This window comes from Bacillus sp. TE8-1, from assembly GCF_008368855.1.
In the GTDB taxonomy this organism is placed as follows: domain Bacteria; phylum Bacillota; class Bacilli; order Bacillales; family Bacillaceae_G; genus Bacillus_A; species Bacillus_A cereus.
Genome location: NZ_QPET01000013.1, coordinates 1 through 24,383, shown reverse-complemented (window position 1 = coordinate 24,383; position 24,383 = coordinate 1). Strand labels below are relative to the sequence as shown.

Genomic DNA, 24,383 nt, shown 5'->3' with positions numbered 1-24,383 from the left:
TAAAAGGTTAATATAATTAACAATTAAACAATCTAAACAATAAGGACATAAATAGTTTAGAAAAAAATTATATGCGATATAAGGAGAGGAATGCAATGAATCAGTTTCGAAGAATGGTAATTATCAACATTATCACATTAATTGTACTAGTTGGCGGCGGTATTGGCGGTTATTACTATTACAATCAAACGGAAAATTACTTAAAAACAGACAATGCAAAGATTGATGGAAAGGTAATTCCGGTTGCTTCACCAGTAGCAGGTAAACTAACTGACTGGAAAGCTGAAGTAGGAAAAAATTATAATGAGAACGATAAATTAGGTACTGTTACTGTAGCGGCAGCTAATGGAGAACAAACAGTAGATGTAACAATTCCGCAAAATGCAACAGTTGTACAATCAAACGCGACAACAAATGCTTTCGTTGGAGCAGGTAGCCCGATTGCTTATGCATTTGATATGAACAATTTATGGGTAACAGCAAACATTGAAGAAACAGATGTTGATGATGTTCAAAAAGGTCAAGATGTAGATGTGTATGTAGATGCATACCCAGATACAACGTTAACAGGAAAAGTAGAACAAGTTGGCTTAACAACAGCGAATACATTCTCTATGTTGCCATCAAGCAACGCAACAGCGAACTATACGAAAGTAACACAAGTAGTACCAGTTAAAATTTCTTTAGATCATAGCAAATCAGTAAATATTGTTCCTGGCATGAATGTGACAGTTCGTATTCATAAGTAAGGGGGAGATGAGATGTCCTCAATTGTAATTGCAGGATATGCACTATTTTGTATAATCGTCTTCTTCCTTGTAAATCGTCTTTTACGAAAGAAAAAAACGAAAATGGGAGAAGAACAAGTCCCAGCCGTAAGTAAAATAGAAGTAAGTAAAGTTGAAACAGAAGAGAAAGAAATTGAACGAAAGCAAGAATCGGAAATTTCTAATGTAGTTGAGTTAGAAACAGGAAAGCAAGAAGAAGTAAAACAAGTGCCGAAAAAACAAATGTCTATGCCTGTAGAGAATGTGAACGTAAAAGCAGTTGTAGCTGTATTAATTCTAGGCATGTTCGTTTCTATTTTAAACCAAACAATCATTAATGTTGCATTACCTCCGTTAATGAATGAATTTAATGTATCAACTTCAACAGCACAATGGTTAATTACAGGCTTCATGCTTGTAAATGGTATTTTAGTACCGATTAGTGCCTTTTTAGTTTCACGATTTACGTATCGTAAATTATTCGTAGCAGCAATGTTATTCTTCACGGTAGGATCTATCATTTGTGCTACTTCAGGAAACTTTACAATGATGATGACAGGTCGCGTAATTCAAGCTGTTGGTGCGGGTATTTTAATGCCGGTTGGTATGAATATCTTCATGACGTTATTCCCGCCTCATAAACGCGGAGCGGCGATGGGATTACTAGGTGTAGCAATGATTTTAGCACCAGCTATCGGACCAACTGTAACAGGTTGGGTGATTGAAAACTATAGCTGGAACTTAATGTTCTATGCGATGTTTATTATCGGTTTAATTATTACGTTCCTATCTTTAAAATTCTTTACACTAGCTCAGCCAGTGTCTAAAACGAAATTAGATATATTCGGTGTGGTTAGTTCAAGTATTGGACTAGGAAGCTTATTGTACGGATTTAGTGAAGCTGGAAATAATAGTTGGACTAGTGCAGAAGTTGTTATTTCACTTATTATCGGTGTAATTGGTTTAGCGTTATTTATTTGGAGAGAGTTAACAACGGACAATAAAATGCTTGATTTACAAGTATTTAAATATCCAGTATTTACTTTTACTTTAGTAATTAACGCAATCGTTACGATGGCATTATTCGGAGGTATGTTATTGCTTCCAGTATATCTGCAAAACATTCGTGGCTTTACGCCAATTGAATCTGGTTTACTACTTCTTCCAGGATCATTAATTATGGGGATCATGGGACCAGTAGCGGGTAAATTGTTCGATAAATATGGCATTCGTCCATTAGCGATAATTGGATTGGCAATTACGACGTATGCGACATATGAATTTACAAAATTATCGATGGATACACCGTATAGCGTTATTATGACGGATTATATTATACGTTCAATTGGTATGTCATTCATTATGATGCCAATTATGACAGCTGGTATGAACGCGCTACCGATGAAATTAATTTCTCACGGTACAGCAACGCAAAATACGTCAAGACAAGTAGCGGGTTCAATCGGAACAGCGATTTTAATTACACTTATGACGCAACAAACGACTGCTCACGTAGCTGATTACGGCAACATGTTAACAACATCAAACCCAATTTTAGTTGATAAAGTACACGGCATGGGTCAAAGCTTAGCGGCCTTAGCTGGATCAGCTCAAGCAGGAGACGCGATGAGCACACAACTATTATATGGACAAATTTCAAAGCTATCTGCAATTAACGGTATTAACGATGCCTTCTTAATCGCAACGATACTAGCAGGTATCGCTTGGGTGTTATCGTTCTTCTTACCATCAGGCAATAAACCAAATAGAAAAGCAGGGAATTAATTTCCCTGCTTTTTTGTCTTTTTAAAGAGTGAGATATAAAAAATGATAACCAGTTACGGAGCACAGCCCTGCTAGAAACAAAATTATCCCCATAGAACAAATACTCGATATTTGCCTGCCGCTTATAATAGCTAATAGTCCAGCTAAAGAGAAGAAGCACCAATATAAAGTTCCCGAAATTGGAACCATCCCCTCTAAATCTATTCCAGAACCTATACAAACGATAGGAACAACGATAAGTAATATGCTAATGAAACCAGCTATAATAGTAAGTGATTTATGACATTTAATACCATAAATAATTAAAAAAATACCAACGATAAATGCGCATAACATTAAAGTAAGAGCTAAAATCATCCAAGTTAATATTCCAAACACTTCTGTATTACCTCCGATTTGTAGGTTGCTAAAAAATATTATATATAGAATGAATCACCTACAGACATGAGCTCCCAGAAGATAACACCTAATATTCCAATGGTAAAAATAATGAATCCCATATTACGTATACTTTTAATTTTGGCTTGTACTCCACTTACCCCTGCTAATAATCCAGTTAAAGAAAATAGGGTCCAGTAAAGAGCAGTTGGAATCGGGAAAATTGTATCGATATGAATCCCTACACTTAAAAGAACAAAAGGTAGTGTGACAAAGGATAGGCTAAGTAGCCCCATTAAACCAACGAGTAATTTCCGATATTTAATCCCCGTTACTATTAAAAAAATACCACCAGCAATCCCGCATAGTAAGAGAAGTGGCGTGAAAAGCATCCAAATAATACTGAACATATGTAAACTCCTTTATGTGAATTAAGTTATATTTTACTACATGAGGTTTATTTTGGATATTATTAATGAGTATATATAAATTGAAGGGAATGGGTAATAACGATACGGATTATCAAAAACGCTAACCGCAGAAGAGTTTGAAGTTATGATAAAAGAGTAAAGAGAGGTATCGCGATGATACCTCTTTTTAACTCAAGAATGCCAACATGTTATTCATAATATGAAATAACATAGCTGGAATAATGGACTTTGTTTTTTTACATAAAATGGCCATTAATAATCCCATAAAGAAAGTAATTACCATTACCCCAAGTGAGTATGTATGAGCGATACCGAAGAAGAAACTTGTTACGATGGCTGCAATCCAAAATGGAAAGCGTTCTGAGAAGAAGCGAAGTATAAAACCACGGAAAATAAGTTCTTCAAAAATGGGTGTGAGTATTGCAAAGCCCAGAAGTAATAATATTTGATATTGCTTAAAGACGTCTAAGCTTAGTGCGGAAGATTGCTGCTTTGTTGCGTCTTGGAACACATAATTTAACAAGATGTAATTGAGTAAAATGTTTATAGCGAAGAAAAGAAGTAAGTATACGTATGTACGCCATTCTCTCAGTGCTTTAAAGTTAAATGATTGTAGTAGTAATTTTTTTGCGGGTTCGAATTTAAAAATGAAGAATAACAACACGGCTAGCTGTAATACAATACTTGCAGTATTTACGATAGATTCATACAGGGCAATTTGTTTTTTATCTGTAAGACCGGCTGTATAAATTGTTAAGGGCATTGCGAGGAACACAGTAATAAGTCCGGTTCCGAAAAAAGCGAATACAACGGAGCTAATAAATTGTCCCCATGACATAGAGTATTTCTGTTCATTAGAAAGTTGTGTAGCGGGTTGCATATGTAGAATCACCTCTTTATATTTGTATATTTAATTATAAGGTATTTTGTTTTCAGGCGTAATATTTAAATATTACATATAAAGGTGTATTTTCCATAAAATAATAAAAGAGGTATCACCCTGTAGTGATGCCTCTTTCTCATTGATAACTATGTTCTGTCTTGTTATTCAATTTTGCTTGCTCTATTTGCAATTCACGCTCTACCAATCGATCTAATTGCTGAATTGCTTTAAGTGCTTTTTCATAAGAAATTGTTCGATAATGATGCGCTCCGCCCGGTTCTTCATCTGCTTCGTCTGCCCATTTAATAATATTTTGAAGAGATGTTCTTTCAATTTCTTGTTCCACTAAGAAAGAATCTGTATGAAGAAGAATTGCAATAGAAATTTCTTTTGCTAGTTTTGGATGTTCTCCTAATCTAATAAGTAATTTATGTGCTCTTTCAGCGCCTTTAATTGCATGGATATCATTCTTTTTATATAAGTCATAATCCCATTCGCCGCCTGTGTACCACGTATGATGTCCGATATCATGAAGGAAGCCAGCTTTTGTGGCAGCATCGACTGAGGCGTGATGCTTTTTGGCTAGGTGAAACGCATGGTAAGCGACAGCGATCGCGTGGACCATTCCAGAACGGTTTACGTATTTTTGTGTAATGTGGTGTTTAAAAATTTGTTCAAGCGTAATACGGTGCATAAAACATTCACTCCTTTTATCTTATGGTGTATATGAAGAAAAATCGATCGGTTTAAATGTATTTTGAACATTGTACTCCATCATAGTTCGTTAGTAAAGTAGAAATGTTTAGGAGAAGAAAAAAAATTTCTGCAAAAAAATCACCTTAGCTTATGCAAAGGTGATTTTCAAATTGCTTATTTTTTTAATCCTTGCTCTAGTGTTTCTAACATTTCGTGCTTTTCATTTTCATCAGCGTTTTTCCAAATGACTTCAAATAAAACGCCAAGACCTGGAAGCATTTTTTCTTCGCCGCTTTGAATTGCATCGACGATTGTTTCTTGTAATTGATCTTGTGAATTTCCAGATACATTCGCTAATACGGCACCGCGTAAATTAAAACTCATTGCTTTCACCTCTTCTTCAGAATTGAAACTGACGTTAGTTTTTGTTCTTTTTTATGTAAATATGTATGAAAAATAGGCTATAATGATAAGACAAGAAGAGAGGGAAATACATATTATGAAAAACATTGATTCAGTACAAAATCCGCGTGTAAAGCAGTGGAAAAAGCTGCAAACGAAAAAAGAACGCGATAAAAAAGGTTTATTTTTTGTAGAAGGATTCCACTTAGTCGAGGAAGCTTTGAAGACAGGAATTGTAACAGAACTTATCGTTTCAGATCAGACAGACCTTCCGAAAGATTGGACAGTTAATGATGTGGAAATGTACATCGTACCTGAGGCGATTGTAAAAATACTTCGTGAAACAGAAACGACGCAAGGTGTATTTGCTGTTTGTGAGAAGCATGAGAAAGAAGTAGCGCTTACTGATGGGAAATTCCTTTTATTAGATGGCCTGCAAGACCCAGGGAATTTAGGAACAATTATTCGTACAGCTGATGCAGCTGGTATTCACGCTGTTGTGCTTGGAGAAGGTTGTGTTGATGTTTACAATAGTAAAGTACTCCGCTCTACACAAGGCTCTATTTTCCACTTACCAATTGTAAAAGGGAACTTAGAAGAATGGGTAGACAAGTTAAAAGAAAATAACGTTCCTGTATATGGAACAGCTCTTGAAAATGGAGTTCCGTATGGTGAAGTAACGCCGGCTGGCAGTTTTGCATTAATTGTAGGAAATGAAGGAAATGGCGTACGCCAAGAAATTCTTGCAAAAACGGATCAAAACTTGTATATTCCGATTTACGGCGGGGCAGAATCATTAAATGTTGCGGTTGCAGCAGGGATTTTAACGTATTATTTGCAAAGCCCGGTTGCGAACAAATAAAAAACTTCTTATAATAAGTTGAAGTACATTATATTATAAAGTTAAATAACGAAAAACGTTGATAGAGAAGAGTAACTTACAAAATCGCCATATAGGGAGAGAGTGCCGTAGACTGAAAGCATTCTTATGGTAGACGGAAGTGAATTCACCTCTGGAGTTGACGCCAGGACCATGTATATGTAAAGGCGTTCCGGTCAGAATTGATCGTTATAACTAATGAGTGGGCAGACTTGTTCTGTCAATTTAGGGTGGTACCGCGAATTTACCTCGTCCCTTTTTGGGAGCGAGGTTTTTTTATTTTTAAAATTAGGAGGGTTCCAAAATGGAAGCACGTTTAAAAGAGCTAAAGCAAAAAGCGTTAGAGCTTATTGAAGAAGCGAAAGAGCTAAAGGGCTTAAACGATGTACGCGTAGCGTATTTAGGAAAAAAAGGCCCAATTACAGAAGTATTACGCGGCATGGGAAAATTATCAGCAGAAGAGCGTCCACGTATGGGAGCATTAGTAAATGAAGTACGTGAAGCGATTCAAACGCGTCTAGAAGACAAAATTAGTAACTTAGAAAAAGCAGTAATCGAAGCGAAACTAGCTACTGAAACAATTGATGTTACATTGCCAGGTCGTCCTGTTGAAACAGGTTGCCACCATCCGTTAACAGCTGTTGTTGAACAAATTGAAGATGTATTCATCGGTATGGGTTATGAAGTAGCTGAAGGAACAGAAGTAGAAAAAGACTACTACAACTTCGAAGCACTAAACTTACCGAAAGATCACCCAGCGCGTGATATGCAAGATACATTCTACATTACAGAAGAAACGTTACTACGTACACATACATCTTCTGTGCAAGCACGTACGATGGAAAATAATAAAGAAAAAGGCCCAATCAAAATTATTTGTCCTGGTAAAGTGTATCGCCGTGATGACGATGATGCGACGCATTCACATCAGTTCATGCAAATTGAAGGTCTTGTAATTGATAAAAACATTCGTATGAGTGACTTAAAAGGTACACTGCAAGTATTCGTGAAAAAGATGTTCGGTGAAGATCGTGAAATCCGTCTTCGTCCAAGTTTCTTCCCATTCACAGAGCCATCTGTAGAGATGGATATTTCTTGTATGATGTGTCATGGCAAAGGTTGCGGCACTTGTAAAGGAACTGGCTGGATTGAAATTCTAGGCGCAGGTATGGTTCACCCGAACGTACTTGAAATGGCTGGTTATGATTCAAAAGAATATCAAGGTTTCGCATTCGGTATGGGCGCAGAGCGTATCGCAATGTTGAAATACGGAGTAGATGACATTCGTCATTTCTATACAAATGATGTACGTTTCTTACAACAATTCAAACGAGCGTAAGGGAAGGAGAGGATAAGTATGTTCGTATCATATCGTTGGTTACAAGAGTATGTAGATATTAAAGATGTAACAGCACAAGAACTAGCAGACAAAATCACGAAAAGTGGTATTGAAGTAGAAGGCGTTGAAGTATTAAATAAAGGTGTAAAAGGTGTTGTAGTTGGTCACGTATTAGAATGTGAAAAACACCCAGAAGCTGATAAATTAAGCAAATGCTTAATCGATATCGGTGAAGAAGAGCCAGTTCAAATTATTTGTGGAGCTGCTAACATTGCAAAAGGTTTAAAAGTACCAGTTGCAAAAGTTGGAGCTGTACTTCCTGGTAACTTCAAAATCAAAAAAGCAAAACTACGCGGTGAAGCTTCTCACGGTATGGTTTGTGCTCTTCAAGAGCTTGGTATTGATGGAAAGTTAGTTTCAAAAGAATACGCAGATGGTATCTTTATCTTCCCAAGTGACGCTGAAGTTGGTGCAGATGCACTTGAAATTTTAAACTTACACGATGAAGTACTTGAGCTTGGCTTAACACCAAACCGTGCAGATTGCTTAAACATGTTAGGTGTTGCATATGAAGTAGCTGCTATTTATGGCCGCGAAGTAAAACTTCCAGCTATCGACTTACAAGAAACAGCAGAAAAAACTTCTGATTATATTTCTGTAAGTGTAGAAGCGAAAGAAGAAAACCCATTATACATTGCAAAAATGGTTAAAAACGTAAAGATTGGTCCATCACCAATGTGGATGCAAACTCGTCTTATGGCAGCTGGCATTCGTCCAATTAGCAACGTAGTTGATATTACAAACTACATTTTAATGGAATACGGTCAACCTTTACATGCATTCGATTACGATAGATTAGGTTCAAAAGAAATCGTTGTTCGTCTTGCAAAAGAAGGCGAAAAAATTGAAACGTTAGATGATCAAGAGCGTACATTACAAAGCCACCACCTTGTAATTACAAACGGCAAGAAAGCTTTAGCTGTTGCTGGTGTAATGGGCGGGGCGGATTCTGAAGTTACAAATGAGACAGTAAACGTTCTAATTGAGTCTGCATACTTTGCAGGTCAAACAGTACGTCGTACATCAAAAGACTTAGGTCTTCGTAGTGAATCAAGTGCACGTTTCGAAAAAGGAATCGACCCAACACGTACATTTGAAGCAATTCAACACGCAGCTGCTTTAATGGCGAAATATGCTGGCGGTGAAGCACTTGAAGGTGTAGTAGAAGCTGACAACTTACAAGTACAAGAGCGTACAGTATCTGTTACTGCTGAAAAAGTAAACCGTGTATTAGGTACAAATATTTCTGCGAGTGAAATGGGTACAATGTTCACAAACTTGAAATTCCCATTCACAGAAGTAGAAGGAACATTCCATGTAAATGTACCAGCACGTCGTCCTGATATTACAATTTCAGAAGACTTAGTAGAAGAAGTGGGCCGTCTATACGGTTATGACCACATTCCAGTTACATTACCTTCTGGAACGATGACTCGTGGTAAATTAACATCAGCACAAACGAAACGTCGTAAAGTACGCCGCTTCTTAGAGGGTGCTGGTTTATATGAAGCAATCACGTATTCATTAACAAGCGCTGACAAAGCGAAACAATATATGGTTGAGCCAAACGAAAAGGCGCCTGTAGGTCTTGCGCTTCCAATGAGTGAAGAACGTAGCCAACTTCGTTTAAGCTTAGTACCGCAATTACTAGAAGCAGTTTCATACAATGTCGCTCGTAAAAACGACAGCGTTGCTTTATACGAAGTAGGTTCTATCTTCTTACCGACAGAAGAAGGAGAACTTCCGAAAGAAGAACAACATCTTGCAGGTGTTATGACAGGTCTTGCTCTTCACCATGCATGGCAAGGTGAGAAGAAAGTAGTAGATTTCTTCGTTGTGAAAGGTGTACTAGAAGGACTATTCGACGTACTTGGCGTTGCAAACCAAATCACATATGCACCAGCAAAACGTGAAGGTATGCACCCAGGCCGTACAGCTGATATCGTATTAGATGGCGAAGTAATTGGTTTCATCGGTCAATTGCACCCAGAAGCAGAAAAACAATTAGATGTGAAAAATACATTCGTATTTGAATTATCTCTTGTAAAAGTATTCGGTGCAGACGCTGAAGAAACTTACTACTCAGCAATTCCACGTTTCCCATCTATGACACGTGACATGGCTGTTGTAGTAACAAAAGAAACAAAAGCTGGTGAAATGAAGCAAGTCATTGCTGAAGCTGGCGGAGAACTTCTGAAAGACGTAACACTATTTGACTTATACGAAGGTGAAAAAATGGAAGAAGGCAAGAAATCACTTGCATTCTCTATGACTTACTTCGATGCAGAACGTACATTAACAGACGAAGAAGTAACAGAAGCACATAACCGTGTACTAACAACGGTAGAAGAGAAATTCGGTGCGGAGTTACGTAAGTAATTAGAAAATTGCCGGATTCATTCCGGCAATTTTTTTATTGGGTTAGTTGTCGGATACTATCGGTAAGTCGATATATTACAAAAATCGCTCATATATTTTCCGACACCTTGCATCTTTCTCTCGAATGTAGTACATTAATTTTAGTTTAACAAAATGAAAGACGATGATAAGGAAAAGTAGTATATACTATAATCCAAAGCGAGTCAGGGACGGTGAGAGCCTGATGAGGCGGTATATGTGAAGAACACCTTGGAGTTGCTAACCGAAATTGAATCTTGTATTCAAGAGTAGACTTAGACGGGAATCCGGCCTGTTATAAACCGGGAAGTATGTATTACATACGAGTTAAAGTTGGTCTTTATGACAAATTGGGTGGTACCGCGAAGTTTAACCTTTCGTCCCTTTATGGATGAAAGGTTTTTTTGTATTTAAATATATGAGCAAAGGAGAATTTCACTATGGAAAACACATTAGTAAAAAGTCTGTATAGAGATACAGAAAAGTATGCAGATCAAACAGTACAAGTATCAGGGTGGATTCGTAACTTACGTGATTCAAAAGCATTTGGTTTCATCGAATTAAACGACGGTAGCTTCTTCAAAAGCGTTCAAATCGTTTTCGATACAGAATTAGAGAACTTCAAAGAAATTGCAAAACTTCCACTTAGCTCTTCAGTTAAAGTAGAAGGTAAAGTAATCGCAACGCCTGGAGCGAAGCAACCATTTGAAATTAAAGCAGAAAAAATTGATATCGAGGGCTTATCAGATTCTGATTACCCACTTCAAAAGAAACGTCATACATTTGAATACTTACGTACAATCGCTCACTTACGTCCAAGAACAAATGCATTCTCTGCAACGTTCCGCGTACGTTCTATCGCAGCATTTGCGATTCACCAATTCTTCCAAGAGCGTGGATTCGTACATGTTCATACACCTATCATCACTGGTAGTGATACAGAAGGTGCTGGCGAAATGTTCCGCGTAACAACGCAAGATTTAAATAACCTACCAAAAGGTGAAGACGGAAAAGTTGATGAGTCAAAAGACTTCTTCGGTAAAGAAACAAACTTAACAGTAAGTGGACAGCTGAACGCTGAAGCTTATGCATTAGCATTCCGTGATGTATATACATTCGGACCTACATTCCGTGCGGAAAACTCAAACACAACTCGCCACGCTGCTGAGTTCTGGATGGTTGAGCCTGAGATTGCATTCGCTGAACTAGGGGACGTAATGAATCTTACAGAAGATATGCTGAAATATGCAATGAAATACGTATTAGAGCATGCACCAGAAGAAATGGAATTCTTCAACAGCTTCGTTGATAAAACAGTTCTTGAGCGCATGAACAACGTAATTAACTCTGACTTCGGTCGCATCACTTATACAGAAGCAATTAAAGTGCTTCAAGAATCAGGTGCTGATTTCAAATACCCAGTAGAATGGGGAATTGACTTACAAACAGAGCACGAAAGATACTTATCAGAAGAAATCTTCAAACGCCCTGTATTCGTAACTGACTATCCGAAAGACATTAAAGCATTCTACATGCGTTTAAATGAAGACGGTAAAACAGTAGCTGCTACTGACCTTCTAGTTCCTGGCATCGGCGAATTAATCGGCGGAAGCCAACGTGAAGAAAGAATGGACGTTTTAGTAGACAGAATTAAAGAATTAGGTATGAACGAAGAGGACTACTGGTGGTACTTAGAACTTAGAAAATACGGCGGTACAAAACACGCTGGATTCGGTCTAGGTTTCGAGCGCTTCCTAATGTACATCACTGGTATGGCTAACATCCGTGACGTAATTCCATTCCCAAGAACTCCAGGTTCTTCTGAGTTTTAAGATATAAAAAAAGCGAGAGCAACTGCTCTCGCTTTTTTTATTGAGAAAGGTTGTAATTGCAACCTGAACTTTATAAAGTATTTCACGACTAGAAAAGATGTTGTTCATAGTTCAATTCCCACTTCATATATAAGTAAAATGAATGCGACATTTATATAGGGAAGGGGTTTTTATACAATGGGGGAAATTCCAAGTCATACAAAGTGGACATTGCGTGACAAGTATATAGTAATCACTGGTGCAACAAGTGGTATTGGATTAGCGGCAGCTAAGGTGTTTGCAAAAAGCGGTGCTAAGCTAGGAATCATTGCACGTAATGAAGCAAAAGCGAATGATGTTATGACTCAACTTGAAAATATAACGGATGGGAATGCAGTGGTAGATATATTTTTCGCTGATATGTCTTCCCAACAATCTATACGCCAGGTAGCTACCAATATTTTAGAAAGATGTCCGAGAATTGATATATTAGTAAATAATGCGGGTGCTTTATTTCAAACAAGACAAATTACAGAGGACGGTTTGGAGATGACCTGGGCGGTAAACCATTTAGGTCCATTCTTACTTACAGATTTGTTGTTGGAGCGTTTAAAAGAAAGTGCTCCTGCTCGCGTCATTACCACTGCATCTCACGGTCATAAAATGGCTAAAAAGGGAATTGATTTCGATGATCTAGATGCAGAACAACTGTATCGCGGTATTAAGAAGTTCATGGGCGGTCCTACAATGCGTTATGCACAAACAAAACTAGCTAACATTTTATTCACCTCTGAATTGGCACAGCGGTTGGAGGGAACGGGTGTTAGTGCTTATAGCTTTGACCCGGGGCTAGTGAATACAAATTTTAACCAGGATAATGGTCTAGCTGCTCGCTTAACTATGGCAGCAATGAAACCTTTCTCCCGTACGCCGGAGAAAGGTGCTGAAACTTTAGTATGGCTAGCAGAATCAACTGGATTTACTAATCAGAGTGGTTATTACTATGCCGATAAACAAGTAGGGGAAATGTCTGAAGCTGCCTTGGATAAGGATGCAGCAAAGCGTCTATGGGACATAAGCGAAAACCAAACACGAGAGTAAAAGAGTAGCGAGTATATGTTCAGATTATTATGTTGAATAGTTTTTTACCCTTAAGTAAAAAGTAACCTTGGGGGTGAGTGCAATGAGTAAAAAAGTGAGAAAAGACCATTCAAGATCAATCCTAGGTTCTCCAGAAGTGGAAGGACAAGGGACAACAACACATGAAACGGGTTCTCATAAAGTATCTTCATCAAATAAGAAGCAGAAACGAAGCTAATATAAAAAAGGGAGAGTCTTGGCGGCTCTCCTTTTTTATAGGGGAATTACTAAAAATGAGTTAATTTAGCGATATAGTTAGAAGAGGAAAATAGTAAATGCAATTACATTGAATCGAGAACACATGAAACAAAAAACAGGAGTTTGTAAGCCCCTGTTTTTGTCGATACTATTTCAATAAGCGAAACGCTTTCTCTGTATTAGCAAAATGCAGTTTTACAAACTCAGGTAATCTTTCTTTACCTACTTTTTGAATTAATTTAGCAGCGGCGATATCAACTTGTTTACCAGCACCTTTTGGAAGTGGCATACCAGCTTTTTTACTTAGTTCGTCAAATTGTTTTACGAATGAGTAGCGAGCTAAAATAGAAGCAGCGGCTACTGCTAAATGGACGCTTTCACCTTTCGTAGCGAAATAAACATTTTCACGCTGTACCTGTTTTTGTTTTGCTAAATATTTATAGTATGTATCAGGTTGTGTGAATTGATCGATTAAGACGCCTTCAGGTTTTGTAGGTGCCATTTTAGCTAATAAGTTTGTAATAGCTTTATTGTGTAGTAAAGCTTTTAACTTACCTTGGTTGTTTCCTTTATCAAATAGCTCGTTATACTTTTCATTATGAAGGACAAGGGAGCTGTAAGGAACAACGTGTAGAAGTTGTTTCGCAATGGCAGTAATTTGATCGTCATTTAAGTTTTTAGAGTCTTTTACACCAAGTTCTTTTAGTAGTGGAATTTGCTTTGCATCCACATATACAGCAACGACTGTCATCGGTCCAAAGAAATCTCCCGTACCAACTTCATCAGACCCTACAATAGACATTGTACCGATGGAAGCAGGAGGCGCATAACGATGGGAATCGACAGATTTTGTTACAGCTGTTTTCGGTGTTTGAGAGACAGTTTGCCAACGAGAAGCTTCTGCTTCAGCGCGGCCTCCTTGGAACATTACTTTTCCAGATTTATACGCTGTAATCGTGCAAGATGGTACCTTTGCCATGAAGATTCCGCCTTGCGGAGTTTTTGAGCTAAGCGAATGTTTATATTGTTGTTTCATGTCTTCAATTACTGTAGAATTTGTTTGAATTACGATAGAATTTGACATAATGGTCGCCCCTTTTTTTATATTGTTATTTTTATCATATCGGATTGTTCTTTCTGTTTCCATATTATGAAGGTTCATGGTATGATAAACTTTAGGATTCTGTACGTGATTGGAGGCCGGTGAGTTGTCACAACAAAAGGGAAAGAAAAGTCGAATTAATGTAGAAATCTATGGTCAGCAATATTCAGTTGTTGGCGATGAAAGTACAAGTCATATCCGCATGGTAGCAGCGATTGTGGATGATAAAATGCGCGAACTCAATGCCAAGAATCCTTCGCTTGACACGAGTAGACTAGCGGTATTGACGGCGGTAAACGTCATACACGATTACATAAAATTAAAAGAAGAACATGAGAAATTGAAAGAAAGTATGACAAAAAAAGGAATGGAATAACATGATTGATATTATTATCATTTTACTGCTTGTTATGGGATTTTTCCTCGGCTTACGCAGAGGGTTTATTCTGCAACTTGTAAAGTTAACAAGCTTTATTATCGCATACCTTGTTGCATACTGGTACTGTAAAGATTTAGCGCCAGCACTTGCGAAATTTATTCCGTATCCATTTGATAAAAACGTATCTGTTCCAGAATGGATTGATGCAAATAATATTGAGACAGTATTTTATCAAGCGCTTGCGTTTATCATATTGTTTATTATCACTAAAATTGCACTTTCATTACTTGGTAATTTGTTAAATATGTTTGCAGAAATACCGGTTTTAAAGCAAGTAAATGCGTTTGCGGGGGCAATCCTCGGATTTTTAGAAGTATATATTATTTTGTTTGTCTTAATTATCATTGGGAACATTCTTCCGATTGAACAATTACAAACACCATTACAACAATCATCAATTAGCAAAATAATTGTAGACGATACACCGATTCTCTCTGAAAAGGTGAAGGAACTATGGCAGACAGGTAGCAGAGTATAACTTCTCTTTTTTCGGAAAGAGAAGTTTTTTTCTATGAAAGAAAGGCGGGACAATGATGAAAGTAAATAAAAAACAAGTGATCAAATTATTAGAGACAATCGGGCTTTTTATGGAATTAAAGGGCGCGAATCCATTTAAAATATCTGCATTTCGTAAAGCGGCAGCAGCGTTAGAAAGTGATGATCGTAGTCTTTCTGAAATTGAAGATTTCACAAAGATTCCAGGCATCGGAAAAGGAACAGCAGCCGTTATTCAAGAATATATAGAATCGGGAACATCTGAAGTATTACAAGAACTTGAAAAAGAAGTACCAAGTAGCTTATTGCCGTTATTAAAACTACCAGGACTTGGTGGTAAGAAGGTAGCTAAGTTATATAAAGAACTTGGTGTTGTTGATATGGAATCGCTAAAAGCTGTTTGTGAGGAAAATAAAGTACAAGCTTTAGCAGGTTTCGGTAAGAAGACAGAAGAGAAAATATTAGAAGCAATCGATCAAGTAGGCTCTCGTCCAGAGCGTTTACCAATTGCGATGGTATTGCCTATTGCCGGGGAAATAGAGGAGAAATTGTCGAATATTGCTGAAGTAATTCGTTTCTCTCGCGCTGGTAGTTTGCGCCGTGTTCGTGAAACAGTGAAAGATTTAGATTTTATCATTGCAACGACAGAACCAGCAGCGGTACGTGAGCATTTACTACAATTTGATAATATGATTGAAGTAATAGCAAGTGGAGATACGAAAGTTTCTGTCCGTCTTCAATATGAATATGATATTTCAATTGATTTCCGTTTAGTAAAACCAGAAGAGTTTATTACAACTCTTCACCATTTCACAGGATCAAAAGACCATAATGTAAAAATGCGTCAAATCGCAAAAGATAAAGGCGAGAAAATTAGTGAGTACGGTGTAGAGAACTTGGAAACAGGTGAAGTGAAAACATTTGAGACTGAAGAAGACTTCTTTGCTCATTTCGGTTTGCCATTTATTCCGCCAGAAGTGCGTGAAGATGGAAAAGAAATTGAATTAATTAAAGAGTATCCGAACTTAATTCAGTTTTCCGATATACAAGGTGATTTACATATGCATACAACTTGGAGTGACGGTGCTTTTTCTATTGAAGAAATGGTACAAGCGTGCCGTGCTCGTGGATATAAGTTTATGGCGATTACTGATCACTCGCAATATTTGAAAGTGGCGAACGGTTTAACGAAAGAGCGTCTTCGTGAGCAAGCGAAAGAAATTGAACGTATGAATGAAAAGTATCCAGACATTACAATTTTACGCGGAATTGAAATGGACATTTTACCAGATGCCTCGCTTGATTTTGATGATGAAGTATTAGCAGAATTAGATTATGTCATTGGAGCGATTCACTCTAGCTTCTCACAAGACCGTGAAACGATTATGAAGCGTCTACGTACTGCACTTGAGAATAAACATGTCACAATGATTGCCCATCCTACAGGACGTCTTCTCGGGCGTCGTGAGGGTTATGATGTAGATACAGATTTATTAATTGAACTAGCAAAAGAGACAAATACAGTTTTAGAATTAAATGCGAATCCGAACCGTCTAGATTTAAGCGCGAAATTATTAAAACAAGCACAAGATGCTGGTGTGAAAGTAGCGATTAATACGGATGCTCATACGCTTGAAATGTTAGAAGATATGGAAACAGGTGTAGCAGCAGCACGTAAAGGTTGGATTCAAAAAGATAACGTGATTAACACGTGGGATATTGAACGTTTATTAGACTATATTAAACGTAATAAGTAATACAAGGGGGACCTGCAACATGTTAGAAAGAACGTTGCGTGTATTAGAATACAATAAAGTAAAAGAACAATTACTTGAACATACAGCATCTTCACTTGGTCGTGACAAAGTGAAGCATTTAGTGCCGAGCACTGATTTTGAAGAAATTGTAGAAATGCAAGATACAACGGATGAAGCAGCGAAAGTTATTCGTTTAAAAGGTAGTGCACCATTAGGTGGTATTACGGATATTCGCTCAAATGTGAAGCGTGCAAAAATTGGGAGTATGTTAAGTCCAAATGAATTACTTGATATTGCAAATACGATGTATGGTAGTCGTAATATGAAACGCTTCATTGAAGATATGGCTGATAACGGTGTCGAGCTTCCGATTTTAGAAACTCACGTCGCTCAAATTGTATCTTTATATGATTTAGAAAAGAAAATTACAAATTGCATCGGTGACGGCGGTGAAGTAGTCGATAGCGCAAGTGATAAACTGCGTGGTATTCGTACTCAAATTCGTACTGCGGAAAGTCGTATTCGTGAAAAGTTAGAAAATATGACGCGCTCTTCAAACGCGCAAAAGATGTTGTCTGATTCGATTGTAACGATTCGTAACGAACGTTACGTAATCCCAGTAAAACAAGAATATCGCGGCGTATATGGTGGTATTGTTCACGATCAATCGGCTTCTGGACAAACGTTATTTATTGAGCCACAAGTCATTGTAGAATTAAATAATGCACTGCAAGAAGCACGTGTGAAAGAAAAACAAGAAATCGAACGCATCTTATTAATGTTAACAGAAGAAGTGGCAGTAGAAGCGGATATCGTTTTATCAAACGTAGAAGTAGTTGCAAATCTTGATTTCATCTTTGCGAAAGCTTTTTATGCGAAGCGAATTAAAGCGACAAAGCCGATTGTAAATAACGAGCGTTACATGGACTTAAGACAAGCACGCCATCCGCTTATCGATCCAGAAATAATCGTGCCAAATAACATTATGTTAGGTAAAGATTTCACGACAATTGTTATTACAGGACCGAATACAGGTGGTAAAACAGTTACGCTGAAAACAGTTGGTATTTGTGTGTTAATGGCGCAATCTGGCCTTCACATTCCAGTAATGGATGAGTCAGAGATTTGTGTATTCAAAAATATCTTTGCTGATATCGGTGATGAGCAATCGATTGAACAAAGTTTAAGTACGTTCTCCTCACATATGGTGAACATCGTTGATATTTTAGAAAAAGCTGATTTTGAAAGTTTAGTTTTATTCGATGAATTAGGTGCTGGAACAGACCCGCAAGAAGGGGCTGCACTTGCCATTTCAATTTTAGATGAAGTATGTAATCGCGGTGCTCGCGTTGTTGCAACGACGCATTATCCAGAATTAAAAGCATACGGATATAACCGTGAGCAAGTTATTAATGCGAGTGTTGAGTTTGATGTAAATACATTAAGTCCAACTTATAAATTATTAATCGGTGTACCAGGCCGTAGTAATGCCTTTGAAATTTCGAAACGTCTTGGATTATCTGATCGCGTTATTGAGCAAGCACGCAATCACATTAGTACAGATACGAATAAAATTGAAAATATGATTGCGAAGTTAGAAGAAAGCCAGAAGAACGCAGAGCGTGACTGGAACGAAGCAGAAGCGCTTCGCAAACAATCTGAGAAACTTCATCGTGAGTTACAACGTCAAATCATTGAATTTAACGAAGATCGCGATGAACGATTATTAAAAGCGCAAAAAGAAGGAGAAGAAAAAGTCGAAGCTGCAAAGAAAGAAGCAGAAGGCATTATTCAAGAACTTCGTCAATTGCGTAAAGCACAGCTTGCAAATGTGAAAGACCACGAGCTAATTGAAGCGAAGAGTCGTCTAGAAGGCGCAGCGCCAGAGCTTGTTAAGAAACAAAAAGTAAATGTGAAAAATACTGCACCGAAACAACAGTTACGTGCAGGTGATGAAGTGAAAGTATTAACGTTCGGTCAAAAAGGTCAACTACTTGAAAAAGTAAGCGATACAGAGTGGAGCGTACAAATCGGTATTCTGAAGATGAAAGTGAAAGAATCTAATATGGAATACATTAACACACCGAAGCAAACAGAGAAAAAAGCAGTTGCAACGGTAAAAGGTAGAGACTATCACGTTTCATTAGAACTTGACCTTCGTGGTGAACGATTTGAAAATGCAATGGCGCGCGTTGAGAAATACTTAGACGATGCCCAGCTTGCAAGCTATCCTCGCGTATCAATCATTCACGGTAAAGGGACAGGAGCACTTCGCCAAGGTGTACAAGATTACTTGAAGAAGCATCGCGGTGTAAAAACCTTCCGTTACGGTGACATGGGCGAGGGAGGCCTAGGCGTAACAGTTGTCGAATTAAAATAGAAAACAACGAAACAAAGGGGAAACCATTATATGTTTATGGACAAACTTGCAAAAGTATTGTTAGCTTGTTGTGGAATATTTTTGGTGATTGGGGTTATTTATTTAGTTGTTTTTGCGAAGTGAAAAAGCGTCAATCGTGGCAGAATGATATTGCCATAGATTGACGCTTTTAATATATGTGAAAAGGAACAAAACATGAAAATCAACCAATACATAAGCGAAGCAAAATCCTGCTCAAGACGTGAAACAGACCGCCTTATTAAAGCTGGACGCGTGGCTATTAATGGCGAAATATGTACGCACGGTGCACTTGTGAGCGATGGTGATGTTGTAACGATTGATGGACAGGTTATTGCGAAAGAAGAGAAAGAAAAGGTGTATATCGCATTTCATAAACCAATCGGAATTACTTGTACAGCAGCCGATCATATTGAAGATAATATTATTGATTATATCAATTACCCAGAGCGAATCTTTCCAGTTGGGCGATTAGATAAAGCATCGGAAGGACTTATTTTATTAACGAATGACGGCGGCATTGCGAATCAAATTTTACACGGTGATCATGAGCACGAGAAAGAATATGTTGTCACAGTCGATAAACCTTTTACGGACTGGTTTATTAATGAGATGTCCAGCGGTGTAAAGATTAAAGATGGAATGACGAAGCCGTGCAAAGTGACAAGAGTCGATCAATCAACATTTCGTATCGTTTTAACGCAAGGAATGAACAGGCAAATTCGTAGAATGAGTCGTGCTTTCGGATTTACTGTAATAAAGCTAAAGCGAGTACGCATTATGAATATAGAGCTAAATGAGCTTGAAGTTGGAAAGTGGCGGAGCGTTACAGCTGAAGAGTTAGAAATTTTAATAGGGCAGTTATAGGGAGGAAAAATTTTCTCCCTATATTTTTTTGTCAGAAAAAATAAAACTATTGATTTTTTAAAAAATAGCCCATATAATAAAAAACAACAAGTTTCGACAAGATATTTTATAAAAGTAATGATGAGGACATGAGTTGTATTTTACGATTCTCAGAGAGGGAAGCCTTAGGCTGTGAGCTTCCTAATACGAAAAGACAAGCTTACCACCTCTAAACTTCAAGAGTGAACTGCATACATGATGCATTGTAATTCTTGGCGGATAAAACCGTTATCAATTTACACGAGCTATAAAATGAGCTTATTTCGTTATGAATTCATTTTATTAGAATAAGGGTGGAACCACGATTTCAACACTCGTCCCTTTGTTAGGGACGGGTGTTTTTTGCGTTCTTTTACGGGGAAGTATGCTTGAAAGAGGATATGTGACGGATTTTAGTTCAGAATATTTTGTTAATTTATTATTTTAGGAGGTTAGTAGAAATGAAATCATCTTTAAAGTTTTCAGAGATGTTTGCAATAAGTTTAATGTTATTTGCACTATTTTTCGGTGCAGGTAATATGATTTTTCCACCAGCGTTAGGACAAGGTGCTGGAACGGACGTATGGATCGCGCTGTTTGGTTTTATCGTAACAGGCGTTGGACTACCTTTATTAGGAGTAATTGTTATAGCTTTAAAGGGAGATATTAATGAACTAGCAGGACGTGTACATCCTATATTCGCACTTGTTTTTATCACTGCAATTTATTTATGTTTAGGCGTATTCGTAAGTGTGCCGCGTACAGGAACAGTAGCTTATGAGATGAGTGTTGCACCGTTTTTACCAAGTGAGATAGCTGGTCAGTCATATCCACTTGTTATCTTTACATTTATTTTCTTTGCAGTCACTTTCTATTTAGCTTTAAATCCTTCGAAATTAGTGGGTCGTATTGGTAAGGTGCTAACTCCAATATTATTAGCTGTTATTGCAATTATCGTAGGTAAAGCACTTATTACACCAATTGGAGAATTTGGTGCACCGACAGAAGCGTATAGTGCTCCTCTCTTTAAAGGATTTATTGATGGATATTTAACTTTAGATGGACTTGCAGCACTGGTATTCGGAAATGTTGTAATTCATGCGTTAAAAGAAAAAGGAATTACAAATAAAAACAGTATTGCAAAAGTAACAATCTTTGCAGGATTTATTGCAGCGCTTGGTCTACTACTTGTGTATTTAGCACTTGCTTATCTTGGAGCTTCTAGTGTGTCACTTGGAATGGGTGCAAACGGAGGAATTATTTTAACAAATGTCGTGAATCATTTATTTGGTAGCTACGGAACTTTATTACTAGGGATCGCAATTACAGCAGCATGTTTAACAACTTCTGTAGGTATTGTTGCAGCTTGTGGTGATTACTTCTCTTCTTTATTACCAAAGCTTTCTTATCAAAAAGTCGTTTTCATTTTCTGTGTATTAGCATTTATGGTAGCAAACCTTGGGTTAACTCAGTTAAATGCATTAGCATTACCAATCTTAATCGCAATTTATCCAATTGGAATCGTACTTATCGTATTATCACTTGTTGAAAACTACGTTCGTCTTCCATTAGCGATGTATGTGGGTGGGATTGTAGGAGCATTTGCAATAAGTTTCTTTGATGGGTTACACAATGCAAATCTTCAAATTGCAGCGCTAGCACCTATTTTAGATAAGATTCCATTATATAGTGTAGGAATTGGTTGGTTAGTTCCAGGCATATTCGGTATAGGATTTGGTTATATAGTTTCTAAGTTTCAAAAGCAGGAAATTGCTGTAGAAAAATAGAGAAAAGAGGCTTTCTATAATAGAAAGTCTCTTTTTTTGTAAAAAAAGCCGCATATAGAGAAATTTAGATATTAAAAATTTTATACGTAATATAGTTGACAAAAAATTTATGAGTAGGCTAAGATTGACTTAGTTGTGGAAATATTGGAAGGGAAGTGAGGGAAACGGGGTTTCTATAACTATAGTGTTGTTATGGGAAGAGGTGAAAGAAGAGGAGAAGAGAAAGTTTATTTTTTTTGACTTACATTGAGAATGATAATCAATAAATACGTTTTATAATTTTTTCTCAGTTTCTATGCCTTCGTATAAGGAATAGGGTGAGATATTATTTTTAATATCCAATGAGAATGATAATCAATAACGCTTATGTTACATAAAAGAATGCTAATTAAATAATAGGTAGAAGAGATTATTTTTTTTCTTATGAATTGAGAATAATTATCATTTTCAGAAAAAGTGAAATGAAAGATAACCAAGGAGGAAACAAGAAAAATGAAAAAGGTTTCTGTATTACCCGCTTTTATTATAACGTTCGTATGTATGCTAGCTTTTCTTGTAATGCCATACGGGAATGCTTCAGCAAAACTAGCTGATGGTACTTACGATATTAATTACGTAATTCAAAAAGCGGAAAATGATTCAGCTTCAATGGCAAATGACTATTTTGAAAAGCCGGCAAAATTAATAGTGAAAAACGGTGAGATGAGAGTACAAGTTCCGATGAATCATAGTGCTTGGATTACAGAATTTAAAGCACCAGAGAATGGGAATTTTGTTGATGCGAAAGTTGTTAGTAAAGATGAATCGGCAGATAAAAGAACAGTAGAGTTTAAAGTAGATGATTTATCCAAACCGGCAGCTGTAAAAATTCATGTTGTTGTACCAAATGCAAACTATGACCACCACTACACAATTCGTTTTGCTTTTGATGCAAATGTAAAAGCTGTAGGTGGCGATAATGGCGTAGCTGCTACAACAAAAAATAATGATCAAGCGAAAACAGATACACAAGTAAAAGAAGAGAAAACAAAAGTAGAGAGTAAGGAAACAGCTAAAGAAGTGAATAAAGAAACAAAAAATGAAAATGGAAAAGCTGAAAAAACAGATAACCCAAAAACAGGCGATGAAGCACGTATTGGATTGTTTGCAGCGTTAATTCTTATTTCAGGTGCTTTCTTAATTCGTAAAGTGAAATTGAGTAAATAAATCTTTTGAAGGGTGATGAATATATGTTTAAACAATTTAAAATGATTATTGCCGTATTTGCTGTTTTATTTACATTTATCGCAACACTAGGTTTACAAGATGCAAAGGCTGCTACAAAACTAGCTGATGGAAAATATAATATTGCTTTTACTGTATGGAAAGGCGATAAAGATGAATCGTCTAGAATGAATAGTTATTTTGAAAGCCCAGCAACATTAACAGTTAAAAATGGAAAACAATATGTTTTATTTAAAGTGAAAGATAGTGCTTCTATTAAAAGTTTCCAAGTAGAAAAAGATGGTCAATTTGTAGAAACAACCGTGTTAAGTGAAAACAAAAAAGATAATACTAGAGTTGTAGAATTTGAAGTTGCTGACTTGTCAAAAAAACTAAATGGCAAGGTGAAAATTAATATTCCAATTATTAATTATAATGCTTCGTATGATATTCGCTTTGTATTTGATGGGAACAGTATTAAATAATTTTCAAAAGGGAGAGTCGTTCCATTGAACAGGTATACAAAAATTATTGTTGCTATGTTTTTAATGATATTTACATTCGTATCAACATTACAACCACTTGCAGTTCAAGCAGCTACCAAGTTGGCTGACGGTGAATATTCAATTGGCTTCAAAGTTTTAAAAGATACATCAGATGAAGAATCGATGATGAATCAATATTCAGTAAGTCCGGGAACTTTAAAAGTGAAGGATGGGAAAAAGAAAGTATCCTTTACATTAACGAATAGTTCATGGATTACGAAGTTTGAAACAGAAAAAGCAGGTAAGCTAGTTGCGACAAATGTAATTAGTGAAGATAAAGAAAAAGATACAAGAGTAGTAGAATTTGATGTAGAAGATGTAGAAAAGGTATTAAATGCAAAAGTAAAAGTAGATATTGATTTTTTAAATTATCATCATGAGTACGACGTTCGTATTGCATTTGATCAAAATAGCATTACACCAATTCATGTAGAAAAACCAAATGAAAAAGAGGACCCAGCTAATAAGCCAGATCCAAATGAAACTACCGATCCAGGTCAGAAGCCCGACCAAAAGCCTGACCCAGATCAACAACCAAATTCTAACACAATTACAGATGGTGCGTACAGCATTCCATTTAAAGTGTTAAAAGATCAAACAGATGA

23 protein-coding genes and 3 other annotated features are annotated in these 24,383 nt (G+C 36.9%); of the genes, 17 read left to right on the top strand and 6 right to left on the bottom strand.

Features of this window, described 5'->3' with window-relative positions; translation table 11 throughout:
- Positions 1-95: 95 nt before the first annotated feature.
- Both DN404_RS10950 and DN404_RS10945 read left to right on the top strand, forming a co-directional pair.
- Complete coding sequence (locus tag DN404_RS10950; protein WP_001071419.1) at positions 96-749, top strand: HlyD family secretion protein; 654 nt, start codon at positions 96-98, stop codon at positions 747-749.
- Positions 750-761: 12 nt separating this feature from the next.
- Positions 762-2,552 (top strand): DHA2 family efflux MFS transporter permease subunit, encoded by a 1,791-nt coding sequence (locus tag DN404_RS10945; protein ID WP_149215068.1) that lies wholly within the window; start codon positions 762-764, stop codon positions 2,550-2,552.
- 21 nt (positions 2,553-2,573) lie between these two features.
- Here DN404_RS10945 and DN404_RS10940 read toward each other — a convergent pair whose 3' ends face one another.
- From DN404_RS10940 to sspI, 5 genes are all read right to left on the bottom strand, one after another.
- A complete protein-coding gene (locus tag DN404_RS10940; protein WP_149215067.1) occupies positions 2,574-2,930 on the bottom strand; it encodes an ammonia permease in 357 nt (118 codons plus the stop codon).
- 38 nt (positions 2,931-2,968) lie between these two features.
- Positions 2,969-3,340 (bottom strand): hypothetical protein, encoded by a 372-nt coding sequence (locus DN404_RS10935; protein ID WP_000491395.1) that lies wholly within the window; start codon positions 3,338-3,340, stop codon positions 2,969-2,971.
- Between the two features lie 187 nt (positions 3,341-3,527).
- Positions 3,528-4,241: a CPBP family intramembrane glutamic endopeptidase gene (locus DN404_RS10930; RefSeq protein WP_149215066.1), complete on the bottom strand. Its 714-nt coding sequence runs from the start codon at positions 4,239-4,241 to the stop codon at positions 3,528-3,530.
- Between the two features lie 139 nt (positions 4,242-4,380).
- Positions 4,381-4,938, bottom strand: coding sequence for an HD domain-containing protein (locus tag DN404_RS10925; RefSeq protein WP_000554786.1), 558 nt, complete (start codon positions 4,936-4,938; stop codon positions 4,381-4,383).
- Between the two features lie 176 nt (positions 4,939-5,114).
- Positions 5,115-5,324, bottom strand: coding sequence for a small acid-soluble spore protein SspI (sspI, locus tag DN404_RS10920; RefSeq protein WP_000009509.1), 210 nt, complete (start codon positions 5,322-5,324; stop codon positions 5,115-5,117).
- A gap of 82 nt (positions 5,325-5,406) precedes the next feature.
- Here sspI and DN404_RS10915 point away from each other — a divergent pair, with 82 nt between their 5' ends.
- The 6 genes from DN404_RS10915 to DN404_RS10890 all read left to right on the top strand — a co-directional run bounded on the left by DN404_RS10915 (position 5,407) and on the right by DN404_RS10890 (position 13,147).
- Positions 5,407-6,204, top strand: a complete 798-nt coding sequence (locus DN404_RS10915) for a TrmH family RNA methyltransferase (protein ID WP_002026395.1) — start codon at positions 5,407-5,409, stop codon at positions 6,202-6,204.
- A 49-nt stretch (positions 6,205-6,253) separates the two neighbouring features.
- Positions 6,254-6,482 (top strand) — a binding site (T-box leader).
- Between the two features lie 44 nt (positions 6,483-6,526).
- On the top strand, positions 6,527-7,561 hold the full coding sequence (gene pheS, locus DN404_RS10910) for a phenylalanine--tRNA ligase subunit alpha (protein ID WP_000388222.1): 1,035 nt from the start codon (positions 6,527-6,529) through the stop codon (positions 7,559-7,561).
- An 18-nt stretch (positions 7,562-7,579) separates the two neighbouring features.
- Positions 7,580-10,000, top strand: coding sequence for a phenylalanine--tRNA ligase subunit beta (pheT, locus tag DN404_RS10905; RefSeq protein WP_149215065.1), 2,421 nt, complete (start codon positions 7,580-7,582; stop codon positions 9,998-10,000).
- Between the two features lie 154 nt (positions 10,001-10,154).
- Positions 10,155-10,406 (top strand) — a binding site (T-box leader).
- A gap of 52 nt (positions 10,407-10,458) precedes the next feature.
- Complete coding sequence (gene asnS, locus DN404_RS10900; protein ID WP_000432177.1) at positions 10,459-11,850, top strand: asparagine--tRNA ligase; 1,392 nt, start codon at positions 10,459-10,461, stop codon at positions 11,848-11,850.
- Between the two features lie 177 nt (positions 11,851-12,027).
- Entirely contained in the window at positions 12,028-12,930 is a 903-nt protein-coding gene (locus tag DN404_RS10895; protein WP_000503915.1) for an SDR family oxidoreductase, read from the top strand.
- A gap of 82 nt (positions 12,931-13,012) precedes the next feature.
- Positions 13,013-13,147, top strand: a complete 135-nt coding sequence (locus tag DN404_RS10890) for a YuzL family protein (protein WP_149215064.1) — start codon at positions 13,013-13,015, stop codon at positions 13,145-13,147.
- A 168-nt stretch (positions 13,148-13,315) separates the two neighbouring features.
- Here the strand turns inward: DN404_RS10890 and rnhC are convergent, their stop codons facing one another.
- Positions 13,316-14,251 carry a ribonuclease HIII gene (gene rnhC, locus DN404_RS10885; RefSeq protein WP_000071601.1) on the bottom strand — a complete coding sequence of 312 codons (936 nt, stop codon included), beginning with the start codon at positions 14,249-14,251 and terminating at the stop codon, positions 13,316-13,318.
- 124 nt (positions 14,252-14,375) lie between these two features.
- On the opposite strand from rnhC, the gene zapA reads away from it, so the two are divergent.
- From zapA to DN404_RS10840, 9 genes are all read left to right on the top strand, one after another.
- Complete coding sequence (gene zapA / locus DN404_RS10880) at positions 14,376-14,645, top strand: cell division protein ZapA (protein WP_000082701.1); 270 nt, start codon at positions 14,376-14,378, stop codon at positions 14,643-14,645.
- 1 nt (position 14,646) lies between these two features.
- Positions 14,647-15,186, top strand: coding sequence for a CvpA family protein (locus tag DN404_RS10875; protein ID WP_000565408.1), 540 nt, complete (start codon positions 14,647-14,649; stop codon positions 15,184-15,186).
- A 55-nt stretch (positions 15,187-15,241) separates the two neighbouring features.
- Complete coding sequence (gene polX, locus DN404_RS10870; protein WP_000867532.1) at positions 15,242-16,960, top strand: DNA polymerase/3'-5' exonuclease PolX; 1,719 nt, start codon at positions 15,242-15,244, stop codon at positions 16,958-16,960.
- Between the two features lie 19 nt (positions 16,961-16,979).
- A complete protein-coding gene (locus tag DN404_RS10865) occupies positions 16,980-19,340 on the top strand; it encodes an endonuclease MutS2 (protein ID WP_000893715.1) in 2,361 nt (786 codons plus the stop codon).
- A gap of 195 nt (positions 19,341-19,535) precedes the next feature.
- On the top strand, positions 19,536-20,225 hold the full coding sequence (locus DN404_RS10860; RefSeq protein WP_149215063.1) for a 23S rRNA pseudouridine(2604) synthase RluF: 690 nt from the start codon (positions 19,536-19,538) through the stop codon (positions 20,223-20,225).
- A 108-nt stretch (positions 20,226-20,333) separates the two neighbouring features.
- Positions 20,334-20,589 (top strand) — a binding site (T-box leader).
- A gap of 115 nt (positions 20,590-20,704) precedes the next feature.
- A complete protein-coding gene (gene brnQ6 / locus DN404_RS10855) occupies positions 20,705-22,030 on the top strand; it encodes a branched-chain amino acid transport system II carrier protein BrnQ6 (RefSeq protein ID WP_000842639.1) in 1,326 nt (441 codons plus the stop codon).
- A gap of 492 nt (positions 22,031-22,522) precedes the next feature.
- Entirely contained in the window at positions 22,523-23,236 is a 714-nt protein-coding gene (isdC, locus tag DN404_RS10850; protein ID WP_000757950.1) for a heme uptake protein IsdC, read from the top strand.
- 23 nt (positions 23,237-23,259) lie between these two features.
- On the top strand, positions 23,260-23,718 hold the full coding sequence (locus DN404_RS10845; protein ID WP_149215062.1) for an NEAT domain-containing protein: 459 nt from the start codon (positions 23,260-23,262) through the stop codon (positions 23,716-23,718).
- Positions 23,719-23,742: 24 nt separating this feature from the next.
- On the top strand, positions 23,743-24,383 hold a 641-nt coding region (locus tag DN404_RS10840; protein ID WP_149215061.1), incomplete at its 3' end, for an NEAT domain-containing protein.